At 67.0% G+C, this 20,537-nt stretch carries 11 protein-coding genes and 2 riboswitches; of the genes, 4 read left to right on the top strand and 7 right to left on the bottom strand.

Going from position 1 to position 20,537, the window contains the following annotated elements:
• Positions 1-93: 93 nt before the first annotated feature.
• From hemE to PXJ20_RS02350, 4 genes are all read left to right on the top strand, one after another.
• Positions 94-1,230, top strand: coding sequence for a uroporphyrinogen decarboxylase (hemE, locus tag PXJ20_RS02365; protein WP_421030101.1), 1,137 nt, complete (start codon positions 94-96; stop codon positions 1,228-1,230).
• Between the two features lie 423 nt (positions 1,231-1,653).
• Positions 1,654-3,909 (top strand): primosomal protein N', encoded by a 2,256-nt coding sequence (locus tag PXJ20_RS02360; RefSeq protein ID WP_421030100.1) that lies wholly within the window; start codon positions 1,654-1,656, stop codon positions 3,907-3,909.
• Positions 3,910-4,963: 1,054 nt separating this feature from the next.
• Positions 4,964-8,938 carry a trifunctional transcriptional regulator/proline dehydrogenase/L-glutamate gamma-semialdehyde dehydrogenase gene (gene putA, locus PXJ20_RS02355; RefSeq protein ID WP_421057407.1) on the top strand — a complete coding sequence of 1,325 codons (3,975 nt, stop codon included), beginning with the start codon at positions 4,964-4,966 and terminating at the stop codon, positions 8,936-8,938.
• An 87-nt stretch (positions 8,939-9,025) separates the two neighbouring features.
• Positions 9,026-10,174: a branched-chain amino acid ABC transporter substrate-binding protein gene (locus tag PXJ20_RS02350; RefSeq protein WP_017772234.1), complete on the top strand. Its 1,149-nt coding sequence runs from the start codon at positions 9,026-9,028 to the stop codon at positions 10,172-10,174.
• A gap of 230 nt (positions 10,175-10,404) precedes the next feature.
• On the opposite strand, the gene PXJ20_RS02345 is transcribed toward PXJ20_RS02350, so the two are convergent.
• The 7 genes from PXJ20_RS02345 to PXJ20_RS02315 all read right to left on the bottom strand — a co-directional run bounded on the left by PXJ20_RS02345 (position 10,405) and on the right by PXJ20_RS02315 (position 20,513).
• Positions 10,405-12,117 (bottom strand): thiamine pyrophosphate-binding protein, encoded by a 1,713-nt coding sequence (locus PXJ20_RS02345; protein WP_421030098.1) that lies wholly within the window; start codon positions 12,115-12,117, stop codon positions 10,405-10,407.
• A gap of 153 nt (positions 12,118-12,270) precedes the next feature.
• Positions 12,271-13,659 carry an L-serine ammonia-lyase gene (locus PXJ20_RS02340; RefSeq protein WP_017772232.1) on the bottom strand — a complete coding sequence of 463 codons (1,389 nt, stop codon included), beginning with the start codon at positions 13,657-13,659 and terminating at the stop codon, positions 12,271-12,273.
• A gap of 46 nt (positions 13,660-13,705) precedes the next feature.
• Positions 13,706-14,848: an alginate lyase family protein gene (locus tag PXJ20_RS02335; protein ID WP_277597057.1), complete on the bottom strand. Its 1,143-nt coding sequence runs from the start codon at positions 14,846-14,848 to the stop codon at positions 13,706-13,708.
• Positions 14,849-15,015: 167 nt separating this feature from the next.
• A complete protein-coding gene (gcvP, locus tag PXJ20_RS02330; RefSeq protein WP_199544475.1) occupies positions 15,016-17,967 on the bottom strand; it encodes an aminomethyl-transferring glycine dehydrogenase in 2,952 nt (983 codons plus the stop codon).
• Positions 17,968-18,121: 154 nt separating this feature from the next.
• Positions 18,122-18,502 (bottom strand): glycine cleavage system protein GcvH, encoded by a 381-nt coding sequence (gene gcvH / locus PXJ20_RS02325; protein WP_017772229.1) that lies wholly within the window; start codon positions 18,500-18,502, stop codon positions 18,122-18,124.
• 78 nt (positions 18,503-18,580) lie between these two features.
• Positions 18,581-19,699: a glycine cleavage system aminomethyltransferase GcvT gene (gcvT, locus tag PXJ20_RS02320; RefSeq protein WP_421030097.1), complete on the bottom strand. Its 1,119-nt coding sequence runs from the start codon at positions 19,697-19,699 to the stop codon at positions 18,581-18,583.
• A 94-nt stretch (positions 19,700-19,793) separates the two neighbouring features.
• A riboswitch (glycine riboswitch) is annotated at positions 19,794-19,935 on the bottom strand.
• Positions 19,936-19,978: 43 nt separating this feature from the next.
• A riboswitch (glycine riboswitch) is annotated at positions 19,979-20,070 on the bottom strand.
• A 32-nt stretch (positions 20,071-20,102) separates the two neighbouring features.
• Positions 20,103-20,513, bottom strand: a complete 411-nt coding sequence (locus PXJ20_RS02315; RefSeq protein WP_017772227.1) for a hypothetical protein — start codon at positions 20,511-20,513, stop codon at positions 20,103-20,105.
• Between the last annotated feature and the right edge of the window lie 24 nt (positions 20,514-20,537).

Below are 20,537 nucleotides of genomic sequence, written 5' to 3'. Positions count from 1 at the left end.
CCTTGATGATAGTACGCAGCGAGAGGCCGCAATAGCCAGGCGCCGTACGGGTAAAATGCGGCTTTGCCTTTCACGCGACAGACGCTCCGCAACGTGGCCCATCCTCTTCTGAACGACACTTTCCTGCGCGCGCTGTTGCGACAGCCCACCGAGTACACGCCGGTGTGGCTCATGCGCCAGGCGGGGCGCTATCTGCCCGAGTACAACGCCACGCGCAGCCGCGCCGGCAGCTTTCTCGGGCTTGCCAAGAATCCCGACTACGCGACCGAGGTCACGCTCCAGCCGCTCGACCGCTATCCGCTCGACGCCGCCATTCTGTTCTCGGACATCCTCACCGTTCCCGACGCGATGGGCCTGGGGCTCGACTTCGCCGCGGGCGAGGGACCGAAGTTCGCGCGCCCCGTGCGCACCGAAGAGGACGTGGCGCGGCTCGCCGTACCCGATATCGACGGCACGCTGCGCTACGTGACCGACGCCGTTCGCCAGATCCGCCGCGCGCTTGTCGACGCGCAAGGCCGCCAGCGTGTGCCGCTGATCGGCTTTTCGGGCAGCCCGTGGACGCTTGCGTGCTACATGGTGGAAGGCGGCGGCTCCGACGACTTCCGCACCGTGAAGACCATGGTCTACGCCCGCCCGGACCTGATGCATCGCATTCTCGACATCAACGCGAAGTCCGTGGCCGCGTACCTGAATGCGCAGATCGAAGCCGGCGCGCAAGCCGTGATGATTTTCGACACGTGGGGCGGGGCGCTTGCAGATGGGGTCTATCAGCGCTTCTCGCTGCACTACATCCGCGAGGTCGTGCAGCAGCTCAAGCGCGAGCACGATGGCGCACGCGTGCCCGTCATCACGTTCACGAAGGGCGGCGGGTTGTGGCTGGAAGAGATCGCGGCCACCGGCGTGGACGCCGTCGGGCTCGACTGGACCGTGAATCTGGGTCGTGCGCGCGAACTCGTGGGCGACCGCGTTGCGTTGCAGGGCAACCTGGACCCCACTGTGCTGTTCTCGCCGCCGTCAAGCATCCGCATCGAGGCGCGCGCGCTGCTCGACAGCTTTGGCGACCATCCGGGCCATGTTTTCAACCTGGGGCACGGCATCTCGCAGTTCACGCCGCCGGAGCACGTCGCAGAGCTGGTGGACGAGGTGCATCGGCACAGCCGGGCAATTCGCGGAACGGGTCTAACAGCGGGTCTGACGGCGGGCACGGCCCCATCCGGCCCCGCAGTGTGACGCTTCTGTTGCAGTGCGATGAAGTGGGCTCCACGCCTCAGGGTGCCGGGGGACGCAGAAGGCCATCCACAGGCCCTTTTCGCGTTGTCAAGACTTGACTTATGCACACAGGTCACGTTGCGGCGCGGTAGAGCATTTCGTCGCTGCAAAGTCCTTGCCGGATCGCCGCGATTTTGATCAATCCCTTGACAGACAAGGCTTTTCGCGGAGCGGCCGTCAGGCCGGCCTTCCTGGCCGAATAGCGGCCAAACGCCACGGGGCGGCCTTCCGGGCGAACTTCTTAACAAAGTTATCCACAGGCGCGCCGCGATTCGCGGCGCATTTGTTCAGCCGAATCCTTAACTTAGCGCCGAAAGTGAAGTTTTACTTTAAGTGTGGGCTGGACAACACTCGCCGCGACCGGCCCATGCTAAAGGCAGCCGAATGACGGGCCGCTTTGTCCGCGTCGCGCTGGACCATCCGCTGTCCACGCTCTTCGACTATCGCTACCCGGGCGGCGGGCCGGCCCCACTGCCCGGGACGCTGGTCAACGTGCCGTTCGGACGACGCGAAGCGGTGGGGCTCGTATGCGAAGTGACCGCTCACAGCGACGTGCCGCCTGATCGTCTGCGCAACGTCACGAGCGTGTGCGGCGGTTGTCCTCCGCTTTCCGCCGATTGGCTCGCGCTCGCCGCCTTCGCCGCGGACTATTACCAGCGCGGCCTGGGCGAAGTCGCGTTGCCGGCGCTGCCCCAGGCACTGCGCGACGCGTCGCGCTGGGAACGCCTGTTCGCGCACGAGCCGCGCTACCGCGTGCTGCCCGCTGGCCGCGGCGCTCTACCGGACTCCCTGCCCGTGCGCGCCAATGCGCTGCGTCGACTGGCCGCGGCGTTGCTGGCCGAGGATGCGCTTTTCGCCTCCGACGCTCGTTCGCTCCATCCCAAAGCCGTGGCCGTGCTCGACGCCTGGTGCGAAACCGGTTGGGTCCAGCGCGAGGTGGTCGATCCGTTTGCGGCGGGCAATAGCGCCACCCCGCCCGTCACCACGGCCGGCCCGGCATCGCTCCCCGTTCTGACCGACGAGCAAACCATCGCGCTCGCCGCCATCACCGGCGCCAGCGGCTTCGCGCCGTTTCTGCTCCACGGCGTGACCGGCAGCGGCAAGACCGAGGTCTATCTGCGCGCGCTCGCTCATCTGCTCGAGCGTCGTCCGGATGCTCAGGCGCTCGTCCTCGTGCCTGAAATCAACCTCACCCCGCAGTTCGAAGCGGCGTTCCGCGCGCGCTTTGCTTCGCTGGCGGAGGGCGCCATCGTCACGCTGCACAGCGGTCTCGCCGAGGGCGAACGCGCGCGCAACTGGCTCGCCGCGCACACGGGCCACGCGCGCATCGTGCTCGGCACGCGGCTCGCGGTGCTGGCGTCGTTGCCGAAGCTCGCCATCATCGTGGTCGACGAGGAGCACGACCCCGCCTACAAGCAGCAGGAAGGCTTGCGTTACTCCGCGCGCGACCTCGCCGTGTGGCGCGCGAAGCAGCTCGACGTGCCCGTGGTGCTCGGTTCGGCTACGCCGTCGCTGGAAAGCTGGTGGCTCGCGGAGCAGGGCCGCTATACGCGGCTCACGCTGTCTCGCCGGGCCGTGACCGATGCGGCGTTGCCCGTCGTAAAGCTGATCGATCTCGAAGACGAGCACCGCCGCGGCCGTGCGTCGTTCGAGGGGCTCTCCGGGCCACTCGTCGCCGCGATGAAGACGCGCCTCGAACGCGGCGAGCAGAGCCTCGTGTTCCTGAATCGCCGCGGCTACGCGCCCATCCTTTCGTGCGACGCCTGTGGCTGGGTGGCCGGCTGCCCGCGGTGCAGCGCCTACGTCGTGCTCCACAAGCCGGAGCGTGCGCTGCGTTGCCACCATTGCGGCTGGGAATCGCGCATTCCGCGCGCGTGCCCGGACTGCGGCAACGTCGATATCGCGCCGATGGGCCGTGGCACCCAGCGCATCGAGGAAGCGCTCGCCCAGGCCGTGCCCGGCGCCCGCGTGCTGCGCATCGACGCGGACAGCACGCGCCGCAAAGGCAGCGCCGAAGCGCTGTTTTCGGACGTGCACGCGGGCGAGGTGGATATCCTGGTGGGCACGCAGATGATCGCGAAGGGCCACGACTTCCAGCGTGTCTCGCTGGTGGGCGTGCTCAATGCGGATACGGCGCTCTTCTCGCACGACTTTCGCGCCAGCGAGCGTCTGTTCGCGCAACTGATGCAGGTGAGCGGGCGCGCGGGCCGCGCCGGCCAGCCGGGCGAAGTGCTGGTGCAGACGCGCTACGCGCGCCACGCGCTCTATCACGCGCTCACGCGTCACGACTATGTGGGTTTCGCGACAGCGACGCTCGCGGAGCGTCGCGACGCCCATCTGCCGCCTTTCGTCTACCAGGCGCTGCTGCGCGCCGAGGGGCGCACGCTCGATGCCGCACTCGCATTCCTCCAGCAGGCCGCTGCGGCGCTGCACGAGATTCCGGCCGCGGAGCGCGTCACGGCCTACGACGCCGTGCCCATGACCATCGTGAAAGTGATGCACGTGCATCGCGCCCAGTTGCTGATCGAAAGCGGGTCGCGCGCCGCGCTGCAGGCCACGCTGCGGGCATGGCTGCCGGCGCTGCGTCAGATCAAAGGCGTGCTGCGCTGGAGTGTCGAGGTGGATCCGCTCGATATCTGAGGCTGTTGCCGGTCGAGCGTAGCGAAGGGAAGGCGCCTATCCGCGCGGGTCATATCGACAGCGCGAAAGGCGGGCTCATGAATGCGGGGGTGCGCTGTCGTAACCAATCTCGGTTAATACCGCCAGCGGTTACGCGCTGTCCGCGCACGTGCTCGCACCGTACTGGCATAGCCTCGCGCCGGGAACATGAGTGCCGGCGGACGCGCCGCCGCGCTGGCACGACTGGACCGGGCGCGCTGCTGCGCGGCCTGCCGGTTGCGCGCGGACGATCGACATTCGATAGAGCAGAGCATTGCGGGTCTCGCTGTATTCGGTTCGGGTTTCGGAGATGCTGTCGCCTTAAAGCCGTCTCTGCACGCTGCACGATTCGCCGGGTCTCGCCTCGCGATACCTGCCCGCAGTTTCAGCCTTGGTTGGCCTCAGCATCGGCGTGACTGCCGCAGCTGCCGGGCGCCGCCTGGATGCCCTGTCCTCGCGCCCTGCTTGAGTGCCCGCTTTGTCAGCGGCCTCTTTGTCAGCGCACCCGCACGTCGCGCGCCTGAACGTGCGACGCGCACGCCCGGCGAGGGCAACCCCTGTCGAGATCCGGGTTCGCCAGCTTCTCTTCAGCTTTCGTGGCGCTGTGCGTCGATGAGCCCGCGCGCGTCGCGTCCCGACGAATCCTTTACAGGAACGGGGCGGACCGCCGGGGACGACGCCCCGCGAATAAACAGGATCGCGCACGTCGCGCACATCGCCCACACGCCAGCAATTACCATCCACTTTTCCATTTCGCCAATCCTTTTAGTCGAGCACCGTGCGACAGGGCGCATAGCTGTATAACGGCGGCGTCGGCGTTTCGATAAGGGCGGCGGCACAAAGAATCTCATCAGGGAAAATACCGATTCCGCATAGCGCGCCCCGGTTTGGTGCGATCGACTGAAAACCCTTGTGCCATAAGGCTTCCAAGGCGGTGCAACCCACGTTCCCGCTTGGTTGCACCTTTTTATTGGGAGGCGTACGATTCGGCCAACTTTTTTGGTATTGGCCGGTCGCACCGGCCCGTGAGCGAAATATGGCGAGCACCACCCTCGGCGTCAAAGTCGACGACCTCCTGCGTACCCGGCTGAAAGACGCCGCCGCGCGCCTCGAGCGCACCCCCCACTGGCTCATCAAGCAGGCCATCTTTGCCTACCTCGAGAAGATCGAGCACGGCCAACTGCCCGCCGAACTCACCGGTCACCACGGTGCAACCGACCTCGCCGACGGCGCTGCCGTCGACGCCGAGGAAGACAGCGCCTCGCATCCGTTCCTCGAATTCGCGCAAAACGTGCAGCCGCAGTCGGTGCTGCGCGCGGCGATCACGGCGGCGTACCGCCGGCCCGAGCCGGAGTGCGTGCCGTTCCTGATGGGTCAGGCGCGTCTTTCGCCCAGCCTCGGCGCGGACGTGCAGAAGCTGGCCGCGCGTCTTGTCGAAGCCTTGCGCGCGAAGCGCTCGGGCGGTGGTGTAGAAGGGCTGATTCACGAGTTCTCGCTGTCGAGCCAGGAAGGCGTGGCGCTCATGTGCCTCGCCGAAGCGCTGCTGCGCATTCCCGACCGCGCCACGCGCGACGCCCTGATTCGCGACAAGATCAGCAAGGGCGACTGGAAGTCGCACGTGGGCCACGCGCCGTCGCTGTTCGTGAACGCGGCCACCTGGGGTCTGATGATTACCGGCAAGCTCGTCACGACCAACAGCGAAACGGGCCTTTCGTCGGCGCTGACGCGCCTGATTGGCCGGGGCGGCGAGCCGCTCATCCGCAAGGGCGTGGACATGGCCATGCGCCTGATGGGCGAGCAGTTCGTGACGGGCGAGAACATCAGCGAAGCGCTCGCGAACAGCCGCAAGTTCGAGGCACGGGGCTTCCGCTACTCCTACGACATGCTGGGCGAAGCCGCCACCACGGAAGCCGACGCGCAGCGCTACTACGCGTCCTACGAGCAGGCCATTCACGCCATCGGCAAGGCGGCGGGCGGGCGCGGCATCTACGAAGGCCCCGGCATCTCCATCAAGCTTTCGGCGCTGCATCCGCGCTACTCGCGTTCGCAGCAGGAACGCACGATGACGGAGCTGCTGCCGCGCGTGCGCTCGCTTGCCATCCTCGCGCGCCGCTACGACATCGGTCTCAACATCGATGCCGAAGAAGCGGACCGCCTCGAAATGTCGCTCGATCTGCTCGAAGCGCTCTGCTTCGACCCCGAGCTGCAAGGCTGGAACGGCATCGGTTTCGTGGTGCAGGCGTACCAGAAGCGCTGCCCGTTCGTGATCGACTACATCGTGGACCTCGCACGCCGCAGCCGTCACCGCATCATGGTGCGGCTCGTGAAGGGCGCCTACTGGGACAGCGAAATCAAGCGCGCCCAGGTGGACGGCCTGGAAGGCTACCCGGTCTACACGCGCAAGATCTACACGGACGTCTCGTACCTCGCGTGCGCGAAGAAGCTGCTCGCGGCGCCGGACGCCGTCTATCCGCAGTTCGCCACGCACAATGCCTATACGCTCTCGGCCATCTATCACCTCGCGGGGCAGAACTACTACCCCGGCCAGTACGAGTTCCAGTGCCTGCACGGCATGGGCGAGCCGCTCTACGAAGAGGTGACGGGGCCGGTCTCCGCGGGCAAGCTGAACCGCCCGTGCCGCGTCTACGCGCCGGTCGGCACGCACGAGACGCTGCTCGCGTACCTCGTGCGGCGCTTGCTCGAAAATGGCGCCAACACGTCGTTCGTGAACCGTATCGCGGACACCTCCGTGCCGGTGGCCGAACTCGTGGCAGATCCGGTCGAGGAAGCCGCGAAGGTTTCACCCGTCGGCGCGCCGCATTCCAAGATTCCGCTGCCGCGCAATCTGTATGGCGCAGAGCGCGTCAATTCGATGGGCCTCGACCTGTCGAACGAACATCGGCTCGCGTCGCTCTCGTCGGCGCTGCTGGCGAGTGCGCATCATCCGTGGCGTGCCGCGCCCATGCTCGACGACACCGAGACGGTGAGCGGCGTTGCACGCGACGTGCGCAATCCGGCCGATCATCGCGACCTCGTGGGCACGGTGGTGGAAGCCACCGCCGCGCACGTGAACACGGCGCTCTCGCACGCCGTGGCCACCGCGCCGATCTGGCAGGCCACGCCCGTGGACGCCCGTGCCGATTGCCTCGCGCGTGCTGCTGACCTGCTTGAAGCGCAAATGCACACGCTGATGGGCCTCGTGGTGCGCGAGGCGGGCAAGTCGCTGCCGAACGCAGTGTCCGAAATTCGCGAAGCCATCGACTTCCTGCGCTACTACTCCGCGCAGATTCGCAGCGAGTTCTCGAACGACACGCATCGCCCGCTCGGTCCCGTGGTCTGCATCAGCCCGTGGAACTTCCCGCTCGCCATTTTCATGGGTCAGGTGGCGGCAGCGCTCGCGGCGGGCAACACCGTGCTCGCCAAGCCCGCCGAGCAAACGCCGCTGATCGCCGCGCAAGCCGTGCGCATTCTGCGTGAAGCCGGCGTGCCGGCCGGCGCCGTGCAACTGCTGCCGGGCGACGGCGAGACCGTGGGTGCCGCGCTCGTGGCCGACCCGCGCACGCGCGCCGTGATGTTCACGGGCTCCACCGAAGTGGCGCGGCTCATCAACAAGACGCTCTCGGAACGCCTCGACGCCGAAGGCCGCCCGATTCCGCTGATCGCCGAAACCGGCGGCCAGAACGCGATGATCGTGGATTCGTCCGCGCTCGCGGAGCAGGTGGTGGCCGACGTGCTGCAGTCCGCTTTCGATTCGGCGGGTCAACGCTGCTCGGCGCTGCGCGTTCTTTGTCTGCAGGACGACGTCGCGGAACGCACGCTGGAAATGCTCACGGGCGCAATGCGCGAACTCACCATCGGCAACCCGGACCGCCTTTCGGTGGACGTGGGCCCCGTGATCGACGCCGACGCGAAGCGCGGCATCGACGCCCACATCGCCGCAATGCGCGAAAAGGGCCGCAAGGTGGCGCAACTGGACATGCCGGAAGGCTGCGCGCAAGGCACGTTCGTGCCGCCGACGTTGATCGAGATCGATAGCCTCGACGAACTCAAGCGCGAAGTGTTCGGTCCGGTGCTGCACGTGGTACGTTACCGCCGCGCGCAACTGGACCGGCTGCTGGAGCAGATCCGCGCGACGGGATACGGGCTCACGCTCGGCATCCACACGCGTATCGACGAAACCATTGCGCATGTGGTCGGCCGCGCGCACGTGGGCAACATCTACGTGAACCGCAACGTGATCGGCGCAGTGGTGGGCGTGCAGCCGTTCGGCGGCGAGGGTTTGTCGGGCACGGGGCCGAAGGCGGGCGGTCCGCTCTATCTGCAGCGGCTGCTCGCGACGCGGCCCGCGGGCTTGCCCGTGTCGCTCGCGCAGACGCTCGTGGTGGATGCGCCGCAAAGCGGTGACGGCAGCGACGAGGCGCAAGGCGCGGCGGGTTCGCCCGTGCCGCACTCCGCGCAGGCTGCGCTCACCGCGCTGCGCGACTGGCTGATCGCCGAGCGCGAGCCGGCACTGGCTGCTCGCTGCGAAAGCTACCTCGAGCACGTGCTCGTGGGCGCCACCGCTGTGCTGCCGGGGCCGACCGGCGAGCGCAATACCTACACGCTTTCGGCGCGCGGCACGGTGCTGTGCGTGGCGTCCACGCCGACCGGCGCGCGCGCGCAGCTTGCGGTCGTGCTGGCCACGGGCAACCGTGCGCTCTTCGACAGCGCCGCGGGCGAGGCGCTGGTTGGCGCGCTGCCGGCCGCGCTCAAGCCGTATGCGAGCGTGAAGAAGGGTGCGGATGCCATGTTCAACGCGGTGCTGTTCGAAGGCGACAGCGACGAGCTGCTCGCCCTCGTGAAGGAAGTGGCGAAGCGGCCGGGGCCCATCGTCTCGGTGCAGGGCGTGGCGGCGCATGCGCTCGCGAGCGGCGACGAAGACTACGCGCTCGAACGCCTGCTCACGGAACGCTCGGTCAGCGTGAACACGGCCGCGGCGGGTGGTAACGCGAATTTGATGACGATCGGCTGAGCCATCCCGGACCGGTCGGCGCAAAGAAGGAGGGGCACGGCGATCCCGTAAGCCGCTCCATTCCATACCTGGTATCAAGGAGAAGATATGCAACACACGATGAAACAGCTGGCAGGCGCAACGCTGGTTGCTGCAATGTCGCTGGCGGGGACCGCGCATGCGCAGCAGGCAGACGACGTGAAGATCGGCTTCGCGGGCCCGATGACGGGCGCGCAGGCGCACTACGGCAAAGATTTCCAGAACGGCATCACGCTGGCCGTCGAAGACATGAACGCGACGAAGCCCGTGATCGGCGGCAAGCCGGTTCACTTCGTGCTCGACTCGGCAGACGACCAGGCCGACCCGCGCACGGGCACCACCGTCGCGCAGAAGCTCGTTGACGACGGCATCAAGGGCATGCTCGGCCACTTCAACTCGGGCACGACGATCCCGGCTTCGCGCATCTACGCGAACGCGGGCATTCCCGAGATCGCGATGGCAACGGCGCCGGAATACACGCAGCAAGGTTTCAAGACCACGTTCCGCATGATGACCTCGGACACGCAGCAAGGCTCGGTGGCCGGCGCGTTCGCGGTGAAGAAGCTCGGCATGAAGAAGATTGCGATCGTGGACGATCGCACGGCCTACGGCCAGGGTCTCGCCGACCAGTTCGAGAAGGCCGCGAAGGCGGCGGGGGCGACCATCGTCGATCGTGAATACACGAACGACAAGGCCGTGGACTTCAAGTCGATCCTGACCAAGCTGAAGGCTGCCAATCCGGACCTGATCTACTACGGCGGCGCAGACGCGCAGGCCGCACCGATGGTCAAGCAGATGAAGGCGCTGGGCGTGAAGGCTCCGCTGATGGGCGGCGAAATGGTCCACACGCCGACCTTCCTGCAGCTTGCGGGCGACGCGGCGAACGGCACGGTGGCATCGCTTGCCGGCCTGCCGCTGGACGAAATGCCGGGCGGCAAGACATACGTCGAGAAGTACAAGAAGCGCTTCGGCGAAGACGTGCAGACCTACTCGCCGTACGCGTATGACGGCGCGATGGCGCTGTTCACGGCCATGAAGAAGGCGAACTCGACCGATCCGGCGAAGTACCTGCCGTTCCTCGCGAAGACCGACATGCCGGCTGTGACGACGAAGCAGCTCGCCTACGACTCGAAGGGCGACCTGAAGAACGGTGGCATCACGCTGTACAAGGTCGTCGACGGCAAGTGGACGACGCTGGAAAGCGTGGGCGGCAAGTAAGCTGCCTGGTTGCCCCGCCTGGCTGATCGTTCGGCGAGGCGGCGCGCCAAAGGCAAGCTACCCGCAAGCGTCGCGACGAAGTAGACGCCATGAAAAAGCCCCGCAGGCCAATGCCTGCGGGGCTTTTCTTTTGGGGCTCGCGTTATCGGCGGCGCGGTGCGGGTGGTGAATCGGTGCACTCGGCATACCCGGCACATTCGGCGCACGGCACGCGTACGACGTACGCGGCCTCAGCCGCCGCGCGCCTTCAGCGCCTGCTCGCGCAATTGACCGAGCGTAGCGGCGGGTGTGCTGGCGTCCTGCGGCACGCGCAGTTCGAGCAGCGCGGGCAGGCCCGAGTTGAGCGCGCGTTCCAGCGCAGGCAGGAAGTCCGCGGTGCGCTCCACCGTTTCGCCGTGTGCGCCGAATGCGCGCGCGAATGCGGCGAAGTCGGGGTTCGTCAGCCCCGTGCCATGCACGCGGCCCGGATACGTGCGCTCCTGATGCATGCGGATCGTTCCGTAATGGCCGTTGTTCACCACGATGAAGAGCACCGCGAGGCCGTATTGCATCGCGGTGGCCAACTCCTGTGCCGCCATCATGAAACAGCCGTCGCCCGCGAACGCCACGACGGTGCGCTGCGGATACAGCGACTTCGCCGCAATCGCCGCCGGCACGCCGTAGCCCATCGCGCCGCTCGTGGGCGCGAGTTGCGAGCGGAAATGACGGTACGAGAAGTGCCGATGCAGCCACGTCGCGTAATTGCCCGCACCGTTTGTCACGATGGCGTCTTCGGGCAGCCGCGCGCGTAGTTGCTGCATGATCTCGCCCAGCTGGATCTCGCCGGGCATCGGCCGCGGCTTGCGCCATTCGAGGTAGGCGCTGTGCGCTTGTGCTGCGCTGCCTGACCACACGGGCTCCTTCGAAGGCTGCAGTTGCGCGAGCAGTTCGGCGAGTTCCGGCATGCCGGAGACGATGGGCAACTCCGGCGCGTAGACGCGGCCCAGTTCCTCGGCGCCCTGATGGACGTGAACGAGCGTCTGCTTCGTCTTCGGGATGTCGAGCAGCGTGTAGCCGCCCGTGGTGGCTTCGCCAAGACGCGGGCCGAGTGCGAGCAGCAGGTCGGCATCGCGGATGCGTTGCGCGAGCGCCGGATTCACGCCGAGCCCGACGTCGCCCGCGTAGTTCGGATGCTCGTTGTCGAGCGTGTCCTGGTAGCGGAACGCGAGGCCGATGGGCAGGCGCCAGTTCTCGATGAAGCGCTTGAGGTTCTCGCAGGCGGCGGGCGTCCAGCCGCTGCCGCCCGCCACCACGAACGGCCGTTGTGCCGCTTCGAGCAACTCGCGCAGCCGCTCCATCTGCGCACGCGACGGTGACGCGGCCACACGCTGATAAGGCGGCGCGGGCGGCTGCGCCGGGCAGATCTCGCTCAACACGTCTTCGGGCAGCGCGAGCACGACGGGGCCCGGGCGGCCCGACGTCGCCGTGTGGAATGCGTGGCTCAGGTACTCGGGAATGCGCCGAGCGTCGTCGATCTGCGCGACCCACTTGGCCATCTGCCCGAACATGCGGCGGTAGTCGATTTCCTGGAAAGCCTCGCGGTCCAGATGTTCGCGCGCCACCTGACCGATCAGCAGGATCATGGGCGTGGAGTCCTGAAACGCCGTGTGAACGCCGATGGACGCGTGCGTCGCGCCCGGCCCGCGCGTGACGATCGCCACGCCCGGCCGCCCCGTCAGCTTGCCGACCGCCTCCGCCATGTTGGCCGCCGCGGCTTCGTGGCGGCAGACCACGGTCTGGATACGCTCCGTCTCGTCGTGCAGCGAATCGAGTACGGCGAGAAAACTCTCGCCGGGCACGCAGAACACGCGGTCAACGCCGTGGCCGAGCAGCGCATCGACGATGAGACGTGCACCCGTTGTCGTATCGGAGGAAGAAGGGGCGGGAATGTTCGGCTGCGGCATTGCAGTGAAGCCTCCTGGATGGTTGGTCCTGAGTGGGTTCTGATCGCGGACCTGAACAAGAGAACGAGTTCAGCAAATCATCGGACTTCGACAGCTTACGACGGCAAATCGCGCAGCGTCACGACGCGAATCACGCGCTCCCGCAAGCGCGGCTCAGCACTCGACGATATTCACCGCCAGGCCGCCGCGCGAAGTTTCCTTGTACTTCGTCTTCATGTCGGCGCCCGTTTCGCGCATCGTCTTGATGACCGAGTCGAGCGACACGTAGTGGCTGCCGTCGCCGCGCAGCGCCATGCGCGCGGCGTTCACGGCTTTCACGGAAGCCATCGCGTTGCGTTCGATGCAGGGAATCTGCACCATGCCGCCCACCGGGTCGCAGGTGAGGCCGAGGTTGTGTTCCATGCCGATTTCGGCGGCGTTTTCCACCTGCTTCGGCGTGCCGCCCATGACGGCTGCAAGCGCGCCCGCCGCCATCGAGCACGCCACGCCCACCTCGCCCTGGCAGCCCACTTCGGCGCCCGAAATCGACGCGTTGAGCTTGTACAGAATGCCGATGGCGGCAGCCGTCATGAGGAAGTCGAGCACGCCTTGTTCGTTCGCGCCTGGCATGAAGCGCGTGTAGTAGTGGAGCACGGCGGGGATGATGCCCGCCGCGCCGTTGGTGGGGGCCGTGACCACGCGCCCGCCCGCGGCATTTTCCTCGTTCACGGCGATGGCGTACAGGTTGATCCAGTCCACCATCGAAAGCGGGTCTTGCAGTGCACGTTCCGGGTTGCCCGTGAGCGCGCGGTAAAGCTGCGGCGCGCGGCGCTTCACCTGGAACGGACCTGGCAGCGTGCCGTCCGCATCCGGATTGTTGATGCCGCAGCCGCGCGCCACGCACGACTGCATCACGTTCCAGATCTTCAAGAGGCCGGCGCGCGTTTCTTCGTCGGTGTGCCAGGCGCGCTCGTTTTCCCACATCAGCTGTGCGATGGTCTTGCCCGTGGCCGCACACATGGCGAGCAGTTCGTTGCCGGTGCGAAACGGATGCGGCAACTGGTCGACGGCGGCGAGCACCTTCGTGTTCGGTGCACCCGCTGTCACGACGAAGCCGCCGCCCACGGAGAGATACGTCGATTCGCGCAGCGTGGTGCCTTCGGCGTCGAACGCGTGGAGCTTCATGCCGTTGGGATGCTCGGCGAGCGCCTGACGGAAGAAGCCGATGTGGTCCTTCTGCACGAACGGCACGGCGTGCCGGCCCAGCAGCGCAAGCGCGCGCGATTGCTTCACGGCTTCGAGGCGCGACGCGATCGTATCGGGATCCACGGTATCCGGTGCATCGCCCATGAGACCGAGCATCACGCCGCGGTCGGTGCCGTGGCCTTTGCCGGTGGCGCCCAGCGACCCGTACAGATCCACTTTCACCGATGCGGTCGCATCGAGCAGGCCGTCGCGCTCGAGCCCCTGCGCGAACATCAGCGCCGCGCGCATCGGACCCACCGTGTGCGAGCTGGAGGGACCGATGCCGATTTTGAAGAGGTCGAACACGCTGACTGCCATTACTGCTCCTGGAACGAAGGATTGAGTGAAAGTTTTCCGCCGCGACTCAGCGCGCCGGCAACGGCAAGCACACGGCGAGCCACGCGGGCGGCGTGGGCGCGAGCTTCAGCGCGATGGGCGCATAGCGTCCGTCGAGGCGCGCGGCCAGGTGGAACAGTTCGGCCGCGTTCTTCGGATCCCATTCGCCCGAATAGCCCGGCAGCCCGGCTTCGCGACGCTTCGCATCGAAGGCGACCGTGGAGTGCACGAACTCCTCGTGTGTCTTCTGGCCGAGCGCATACGGCGTGAGCCAGTTAAGCGCGGCAGCGAGCGTCGCGCCGCTGGGCGCGCGCTCGGGTAGCCAGTTGCGGTTGTGCCGGCGTGCCGCAAGCGCGGCCGTGACGAGCGGCTGCAGGTCGTACGTAACGTAGTGCAGCGCGTCGCGCTCGGTGAAATCGACGGTGGAGCCGTCAGGCTCGATGTTGTCGCCGATGTGCTCCACGAAAAGCCGCTGCGCTGCCGCAATCATCTTGCGGTTATCCAGCGTGAACGCTGCCATCGCGATCAGTTTGATGCGGTGGCTTTGCCAGTTGTTCCTGAACGTGCCCGCGAGCGGGCGCGGCTGCGCGTCGATCTGCGCGATGTAGCCGTTGGCGAACTTCGTGAGGAAGGCCATCGTGGCATTGCGCGTCTTCACGGGCAGCGCGCTCGCGGTCATGTCGTAGGCGAGAATCAGCCCTTCGAAATGCGTTTCGTCGATGGGGTTGAAGCTCGGTTGATACGTGGTGACCCATGCGTAGAGCAGGCGGTCGACGAGCTTCAGGAAGCGATCGTCGGTGGTGGCGCGCCAGGCGAGCGCGGCGTTGCGCATCAGGTCGAGATCTTTTTCGGCTTCCACGCTCTGGTCGTAGATGCCTTCGTGCGGCAACGTGCCTTCGGTGTGCAGCCGCGGCACCGCGTGTGGTGTTTCGTTCACGCGCGCCTGCACGTCGGCCACCAGTGCCTTGACGCCCGGGTCCGTGCTCGTGCGTTCGCTGCTTTGCAGCGCGGGCGCCGCACAGAAATTCATGGCCGCCAACGCCGCAGCCGCTGGCCATGCGAGCGCGCCACCGGCCACAACCAGCGCGGCGACGCGAATCGCCCACGAGGAAGACGCATGCCGCGAGCCGTGTACGGGCCTTGTTGTTGTCGTTCGCACCTTTCGCACCATGCGGGACTCCCGAGTCGAGCTGACAGGTGTGTGATGTTAACGGTTTGCGAGGCGCGAAGGCGAGTTTCCCGCGTCGCTATTGCGGCTGCTGGGCGCGGGGTGAATCGGAAGCTAGAGCTGAAGCGCTGCGGCGACCCATGAACCGGGCCGCCGCATGCGGGTAGCGATTACGAATCGGCGTAGTCCGAAACCGGCACGCACGAGCAGAACAGATTGCGGTCGCCGTAGACGTTGTCCGCGCGGCCCACCGGCGGCCAGTACTTGTTGGCGAGCAGCGAAGGCAGCGGATACGCCGCCGCTTCGCGCGAGTACGCATGCGGCCACTCGTTCGCCGTGACGACCGCGGCCGTATGCGGCGCGTGCTTGAGCGGGTTGTCCTCGCGGTCCGCGCGGCCTTCTTCCACGGCGCGAATCTCTTCGCGAATCGCAATCATCGCGTCGATGAAGCGGTCGAGTTCTTCCTTCGACTCCGACTCGGTGGGCTCCACCATCAGCGTGCCCGGCACCGGGAAGCTCATGGTGGGCGCGTGAAAGCCGAAGTCGGCGAGGCGCTTGGCCACGTCGTCCACGGTGATGCCGCTGGTTTCCTTGATGGGGCGCAGATCGAGAATGCACTCGTGCGCCACGAGCCCGCCGGGGCCCGAATACAGCACCGGATAATGCGGCGCGAGCTTCTTCGCGACGTAGTTCGCGTTGAGGATCGCGGTTTCCGTTGCGGCGGTGAGGTTCTTCGCGCCCATCATCGCGATGTACATCCACGAGATCGGCAGGATCGACGCCGAGCCATACGGCGCGGCCGAGACGGCGCCAATCCCTTGTTCCGCGCGCCGGTAGCCCGACGAAAGCTGGTTCGGCAGGAACTGTGCGAGGTGTGCGCCCACGGCGACCGGACCCACGCCCGGTCCGCCGCCGCCGTGCGGAATGCAGAACGTCTTATGCAGGTTCAGGTGCGACACGTCGCCGCCGAACTGGCCCGGCGCCGTGAGGCCGACCATCGCGTTCATGTTGGCGCCGTCCACGTAGACCTGGCCGCCGTGCGCATGCACGATCTCGCAGATCTCGCGCACGTTCTGCTCGAACACGCCGTGCGTGGACGGGTACGTGATCATGATGGCGGCGAGCTTGTCCGCGTGCTGCGCGGCCTTCGCCTTCAAGTCTTCGATATCGACGTTGCCCTGCGCATCGCACGCCACGACCACGACCTGCATGCCGGCCATGTGCGCCGACGCCGGGTTGGTGCCGTGCGCGGACGCCGGAATCAGGCAGACGTTGCGATGCCCTTCGCCGCGCGACGCGTGATACGCGTGGATGACGAGCAGGCCCGCATACTCGCCCTGCGAGCCCGCGTTCGGTTGCAGCGAGACAGCGGCGTAACCGGTGGCCGCAACGAGCATCTGCTCAAGCTGGTCGATCATTTCGCGATAGCCGACCGTTTGCTCGGCGGGTGCGAACGGGTGGATCTGGCCGAACTCGGGCCACGTGACGGGCAGCATTTCCGAGGTGGCGTTGAGCTTCATCGTGCACGAGCCGAGCGGGATCATCGAGCGGTCGAGCGCGAGGTCCTTGTCGGCGAGGCTGCGCAGGTAGCGCAGCATTTCCGTCTCCGAATGGTGGCGGTTGAACACGTGGTGCGTGAGGTACGCGCTCGTGCGTTCGAGGCCGGCCGGCACTGAGCCGAGTGCGCCCGTGGCGCTTGCCGCGAGTTCGGCGTCGAGCGCGTCGACTTGCGGCACGTCGTTCGCGAAGGCAGCTTGCGCGAACACGGCGAGCAGGTCGGCGAGGTCGGCGCGCGTGGTGGTTTCGTCGATGGAGACGCCCACGCGCGTTTCGCTCACGTGGCGCAGGTTGATGCGGCGCGCGAGCGCGGCGTCGTGCAGCGCCTGCGTGCGGGCGCCGGTTTCGAACGTGAGCGTGTCGAAGAACGTTTCGTTGACGAGCGTGTAGCCGAGCTTCTTCGCGCCCGCCGCGAGCAGCGACGCGATGCGGTTCACGCGCAGCGCGATGGTCTTGAGACCACGCGGGCCGTGATAGACGGCGTACATGCTGGCCATGATGGCGAGCAGCGCCTGCGCCGTGCAGACGTTCGACGTCGCCTTCTCGCGGCGGATGTGCTGTTCGCGCGTTTGCAGCGCGAGGCGCAGCGCGGGCTTGCCTTGCGCGTCCACCGTCACGCCCACGAGGCGGCCCGGCATCTGACGCTTGAACTCGTCGCGCACGGCGAGGTACGCCGCGTGCGGTCCGCCGAAGCCGACCGGCACGCCGAAGCGTTGCGCGTTGCCCACCGCGACGTCCGCGCCCCATTCGCCAGGCGGCGTGAGCACGGTGAGCGCGAGCAGGTCGGCCGCGGCGACTACGTGGCCGCCCGCGGCGTGGATTGCTTCGGCGAGCGCGCGGTAGTCGCGCACGTCGCCGTTCACGCCGGGGTACTGCAGCAGCACGCCGAATGCGTTGGCGCTTGCGGCGTCGGCGGCGGGACCGACCTTCACCTCGATGCCCACGGGCGTGGCGCGCGTCTTCACGACTTCAATGGTTTGCGGCAGCACGTCGTCGGCTACGTAGAACACGTTCGACTTCGGCTTGCCCACGCGTTGCAGCAGCGTCATGGCTTCGGCGGCGGCCGTGGCTTCGTCGAGCAGCGACGCGTTCGAGATGGCGAGACCCGTGAGGTCCATCACCATCTGCTGGAAATTGAGCAGCGCTTCGAGGCGGCCCTGCGAAATCTCCGGCTGATACGGCGTGTAGGCCGTGTACCAGGCCGGGTTCTCGAGCACGTTGCGCAGGATCACCGGCGGCGTGTGCGCGTTGTAGTAGCCCTGACCAATGTACGTGCGGAACACCTGGTTCTTGTTCGCCAGTTCGCGCAGCGCGGCGAGCGCTTCGGCCTCGGAGAGCGGCTGGGCGAACGGGCCCAGCGGCAGCGGGTCGGCACGCCGGATCGCCTTGGGAATCACCGCGTCGATCAGCGCGGCGCGCGACGCGAAGCCGAGCGCGTCGAGCATCGCCTGCTGGCCGGCTGCGTCCGGGCCAATGTGGCGCTCGGCGAACGCGTCATGCACTTCGAGCGCCGCGAGTGAAAGAGGAGTGCGGTTCATCAGGTGATCCGGGTGGTCGAGCTTCATGAGGGTTCCTGCCGGCGCGGCGTTCCGGGGTCGCTACGTTGCTGCGAGGTTGCTGCTACGTCGCTGCAATTTAGCAAAGGGCCGGAGGCGCCGCGCCTGTCGTGGTGACGGCTGTAAAAACTGCGCGAACTGCGCTTTAAGACTGTGCTTGAACTCAGGCGCCGATGGCTTTCTCGTAGCCGGCGGCGTCGAGCAGCTTGTCGGTGGACGCACCGGCAGCCGGCTTGATGCGGAAGAGCCAGCTGGTGTACGGTGCGCCGTTCACCTGGTCGGGCGTGTCGACCAGGCTCGTGTTCGATTCGACGATCTCGCCCGAAACCGGCGCGTAGATGTCCGAGGCGGCCTTCACCGACTCCACCACGGCCACGCCGTCGCCCGCCGAAACGGCCTTGCCCGCTTCGGGCAGTTCGAGGAAGACGATGTCGCCGAGCGCTTCCTGGGCATGGTCCGTAATGCCGACGGTCAACGTGCCGTCAGCTTCGGTGCGGACCCATTCGTGCGATTCGGTGTATTTCAGATCGGCCGGGATGCTCATTGGATGCTCCTGTGCTTGATTCGGTAATGGCTAAAAAGAGGGCGGGACGCGCGCCGCCGGTAGCTCGATCCGGCCGCTTCAGCCGGTGAGCACCTTGCCGTTGCGCACGAAGGGCAGTTTTACCACGCTTGCGGGAAACGCCCGGTCGCGAATCTGCACCTGAACGGCGTCGCCGGGCTGCACGCCTTTCGGCACGCGGGCGAACGCGATGGATTCCTGCATGGTCGGGGAGAACGTGCCGCTCGTGATCTCACCCTCGCCGAGCGACGTAATCACTTTCTGATGCGCGCGCAGCACGCCGCCCGCCTTGCCGTTTTCCTTTTGCAGGATCAGACCGACGAAGCCGCAGCGCGAAGCTTGCGCCTCGAGCGCTGTGCGGCCCACGAAGTCGCGCGGCGTGGCAAGGTCGACGGTCCAGGCGAGGCCGGCGTCGAGCGGCGAGACCTGTTCGTCCATGTCCTGGCCGTAAAGATTCATGCCGGCTTCGAGGCGCAGCGTGTCGCGTGCACCGAGCCCGCAGGGGCGCACGCCCTGGCGCACCAGCGCATCCCAGAATTCGCAGACGAACGTGGCGGGCAGCACGATTTCGAAGCCGTCTTCGCCGGTGTAGCCCGTGCGTGCCACCATCAGCTCACCGAACGGCGTGTTGTCGATTTTCGCGGCGTTGAAGGGCTTGAGCAGTTCGGTTGCGGTGCGCGTGGACGGCGCGACCTGCCAGACCTTGTCGCGGGCGTTGGGACCCTGCACGGCGACGATGGCGAGATCGCGGCGCGGCGTGATGGTGAGCCCGAAGCCGCGCTCGGCATTGAGCGCTTCGAGCCAGGCGATGTCCTTGTCCGCGGTGCCCGCGTTGACGACGAGCCGGAAGCTGTCTTCGGCGAAGAAGTAGACGATCAGGTCGTCGATCACGCCGCCATCGCGATTCAGCATGCACGAGTAGAGCGCGCGGCCCGGCGTTTGCAGCTTGCCGACGTTGTTGGCGAGCGCGTACTCGAAGAAGGCGCGTACGCGCTCGCCGGCAAAGTCGATGACGCACATGTGCGAGACGTCGAACATGCCTGCATCCGTGCGCACGGCACGGTGTTCGTCGATCTGCGAGCCGTAGTTGACGGGCATGTCCCAACCGCCGAAGTCGACCATGCGGGCGTTGAGCGCGCGGTGCGTGGCGTTGAGCGGAGTGCGTTTGAGTTCGGTCATGGGGCCTCAGGCTTGGCTTGTTGAACAAGCGGCGAAAACAAAAAGGGCCATGCAGCGAACCTCACGCGGCGAAATGCCGGCGGATGGTTCGGTGCATGGCCCCTCTGTCCTCGATACCTGAGAGATTGCGCTGCCGTGGCGATCCAGCGATACACGGCGAGGCGCGCGCCCCTTCGGTGGGCAGCCTGCCCGCGAGGCTTGCGCCGGGGCTACTGCCGCTCTCCAGAGTTCGGACGGTGTGCCAGTTTTGCGCCCGTTTCCGGGGGCGGGCTGGCGGTCCGGCGCGCACGGTCCTTTTGCCTGAGAGTTTGCGGGTTGCCCCTTCGGCGGCGCCGGCTCAAAAAACCGGCGCGCTCTCCCGGCGCGCGTGGCGATTGTGAGGGAGCCGCCGGGGTCGTGTCAATTACTCGCCAATTATCCGCGAGGCGCCGTCCAGTTCCTGATTCAGCACGCGCTGTTCGTCAGCGGAAACGCCGCCGCCGTGCTGCGCAGCCATGTCGTGCGCTTCCTCGCGGATCACGTCGAGCCGGTGATGCAGCGAGTCGCCTTGCGGTTGTGGATAGAAGCCCTTGTCGACGCGCGCATCGATGCGGCGATGCAGGATGTCGATGCGGCTGTCGACCTGATCCAGCCGGTCGAGACCGATGTCGCGGGGCGGCGGAGCCGGCGTGGGGGCCGGCGCAGGTCGCGGCTGGGATTGCGAAGGAGGCGGCGGGGGCGGTGCATGGGGTTTGCGCGGCGGCCGGGGCGCGACACAGGCGGCCAGAGCGGAAATCAGCGCGCAGGCGGCAAGCGCGCGGATCATGCGAGGCATTCCAGTTCTCCTTATGGCGATGAT

This window comes from Paraburkholderia sp. A1RI_3L, from assembly GCF_048957895.1.
Classification (GTDB): Bacteria; Pseudomonadota; Gammaproteobacteria; order Burkholderiales; family Burkholderiaceae; genus Paraburkholderia; species Paraburkholderia kururiensis.
Note: the sequence above shows the minus strand (reverse complement) of the source record. Positions and strands in the feature narration are given on the sequence as shown.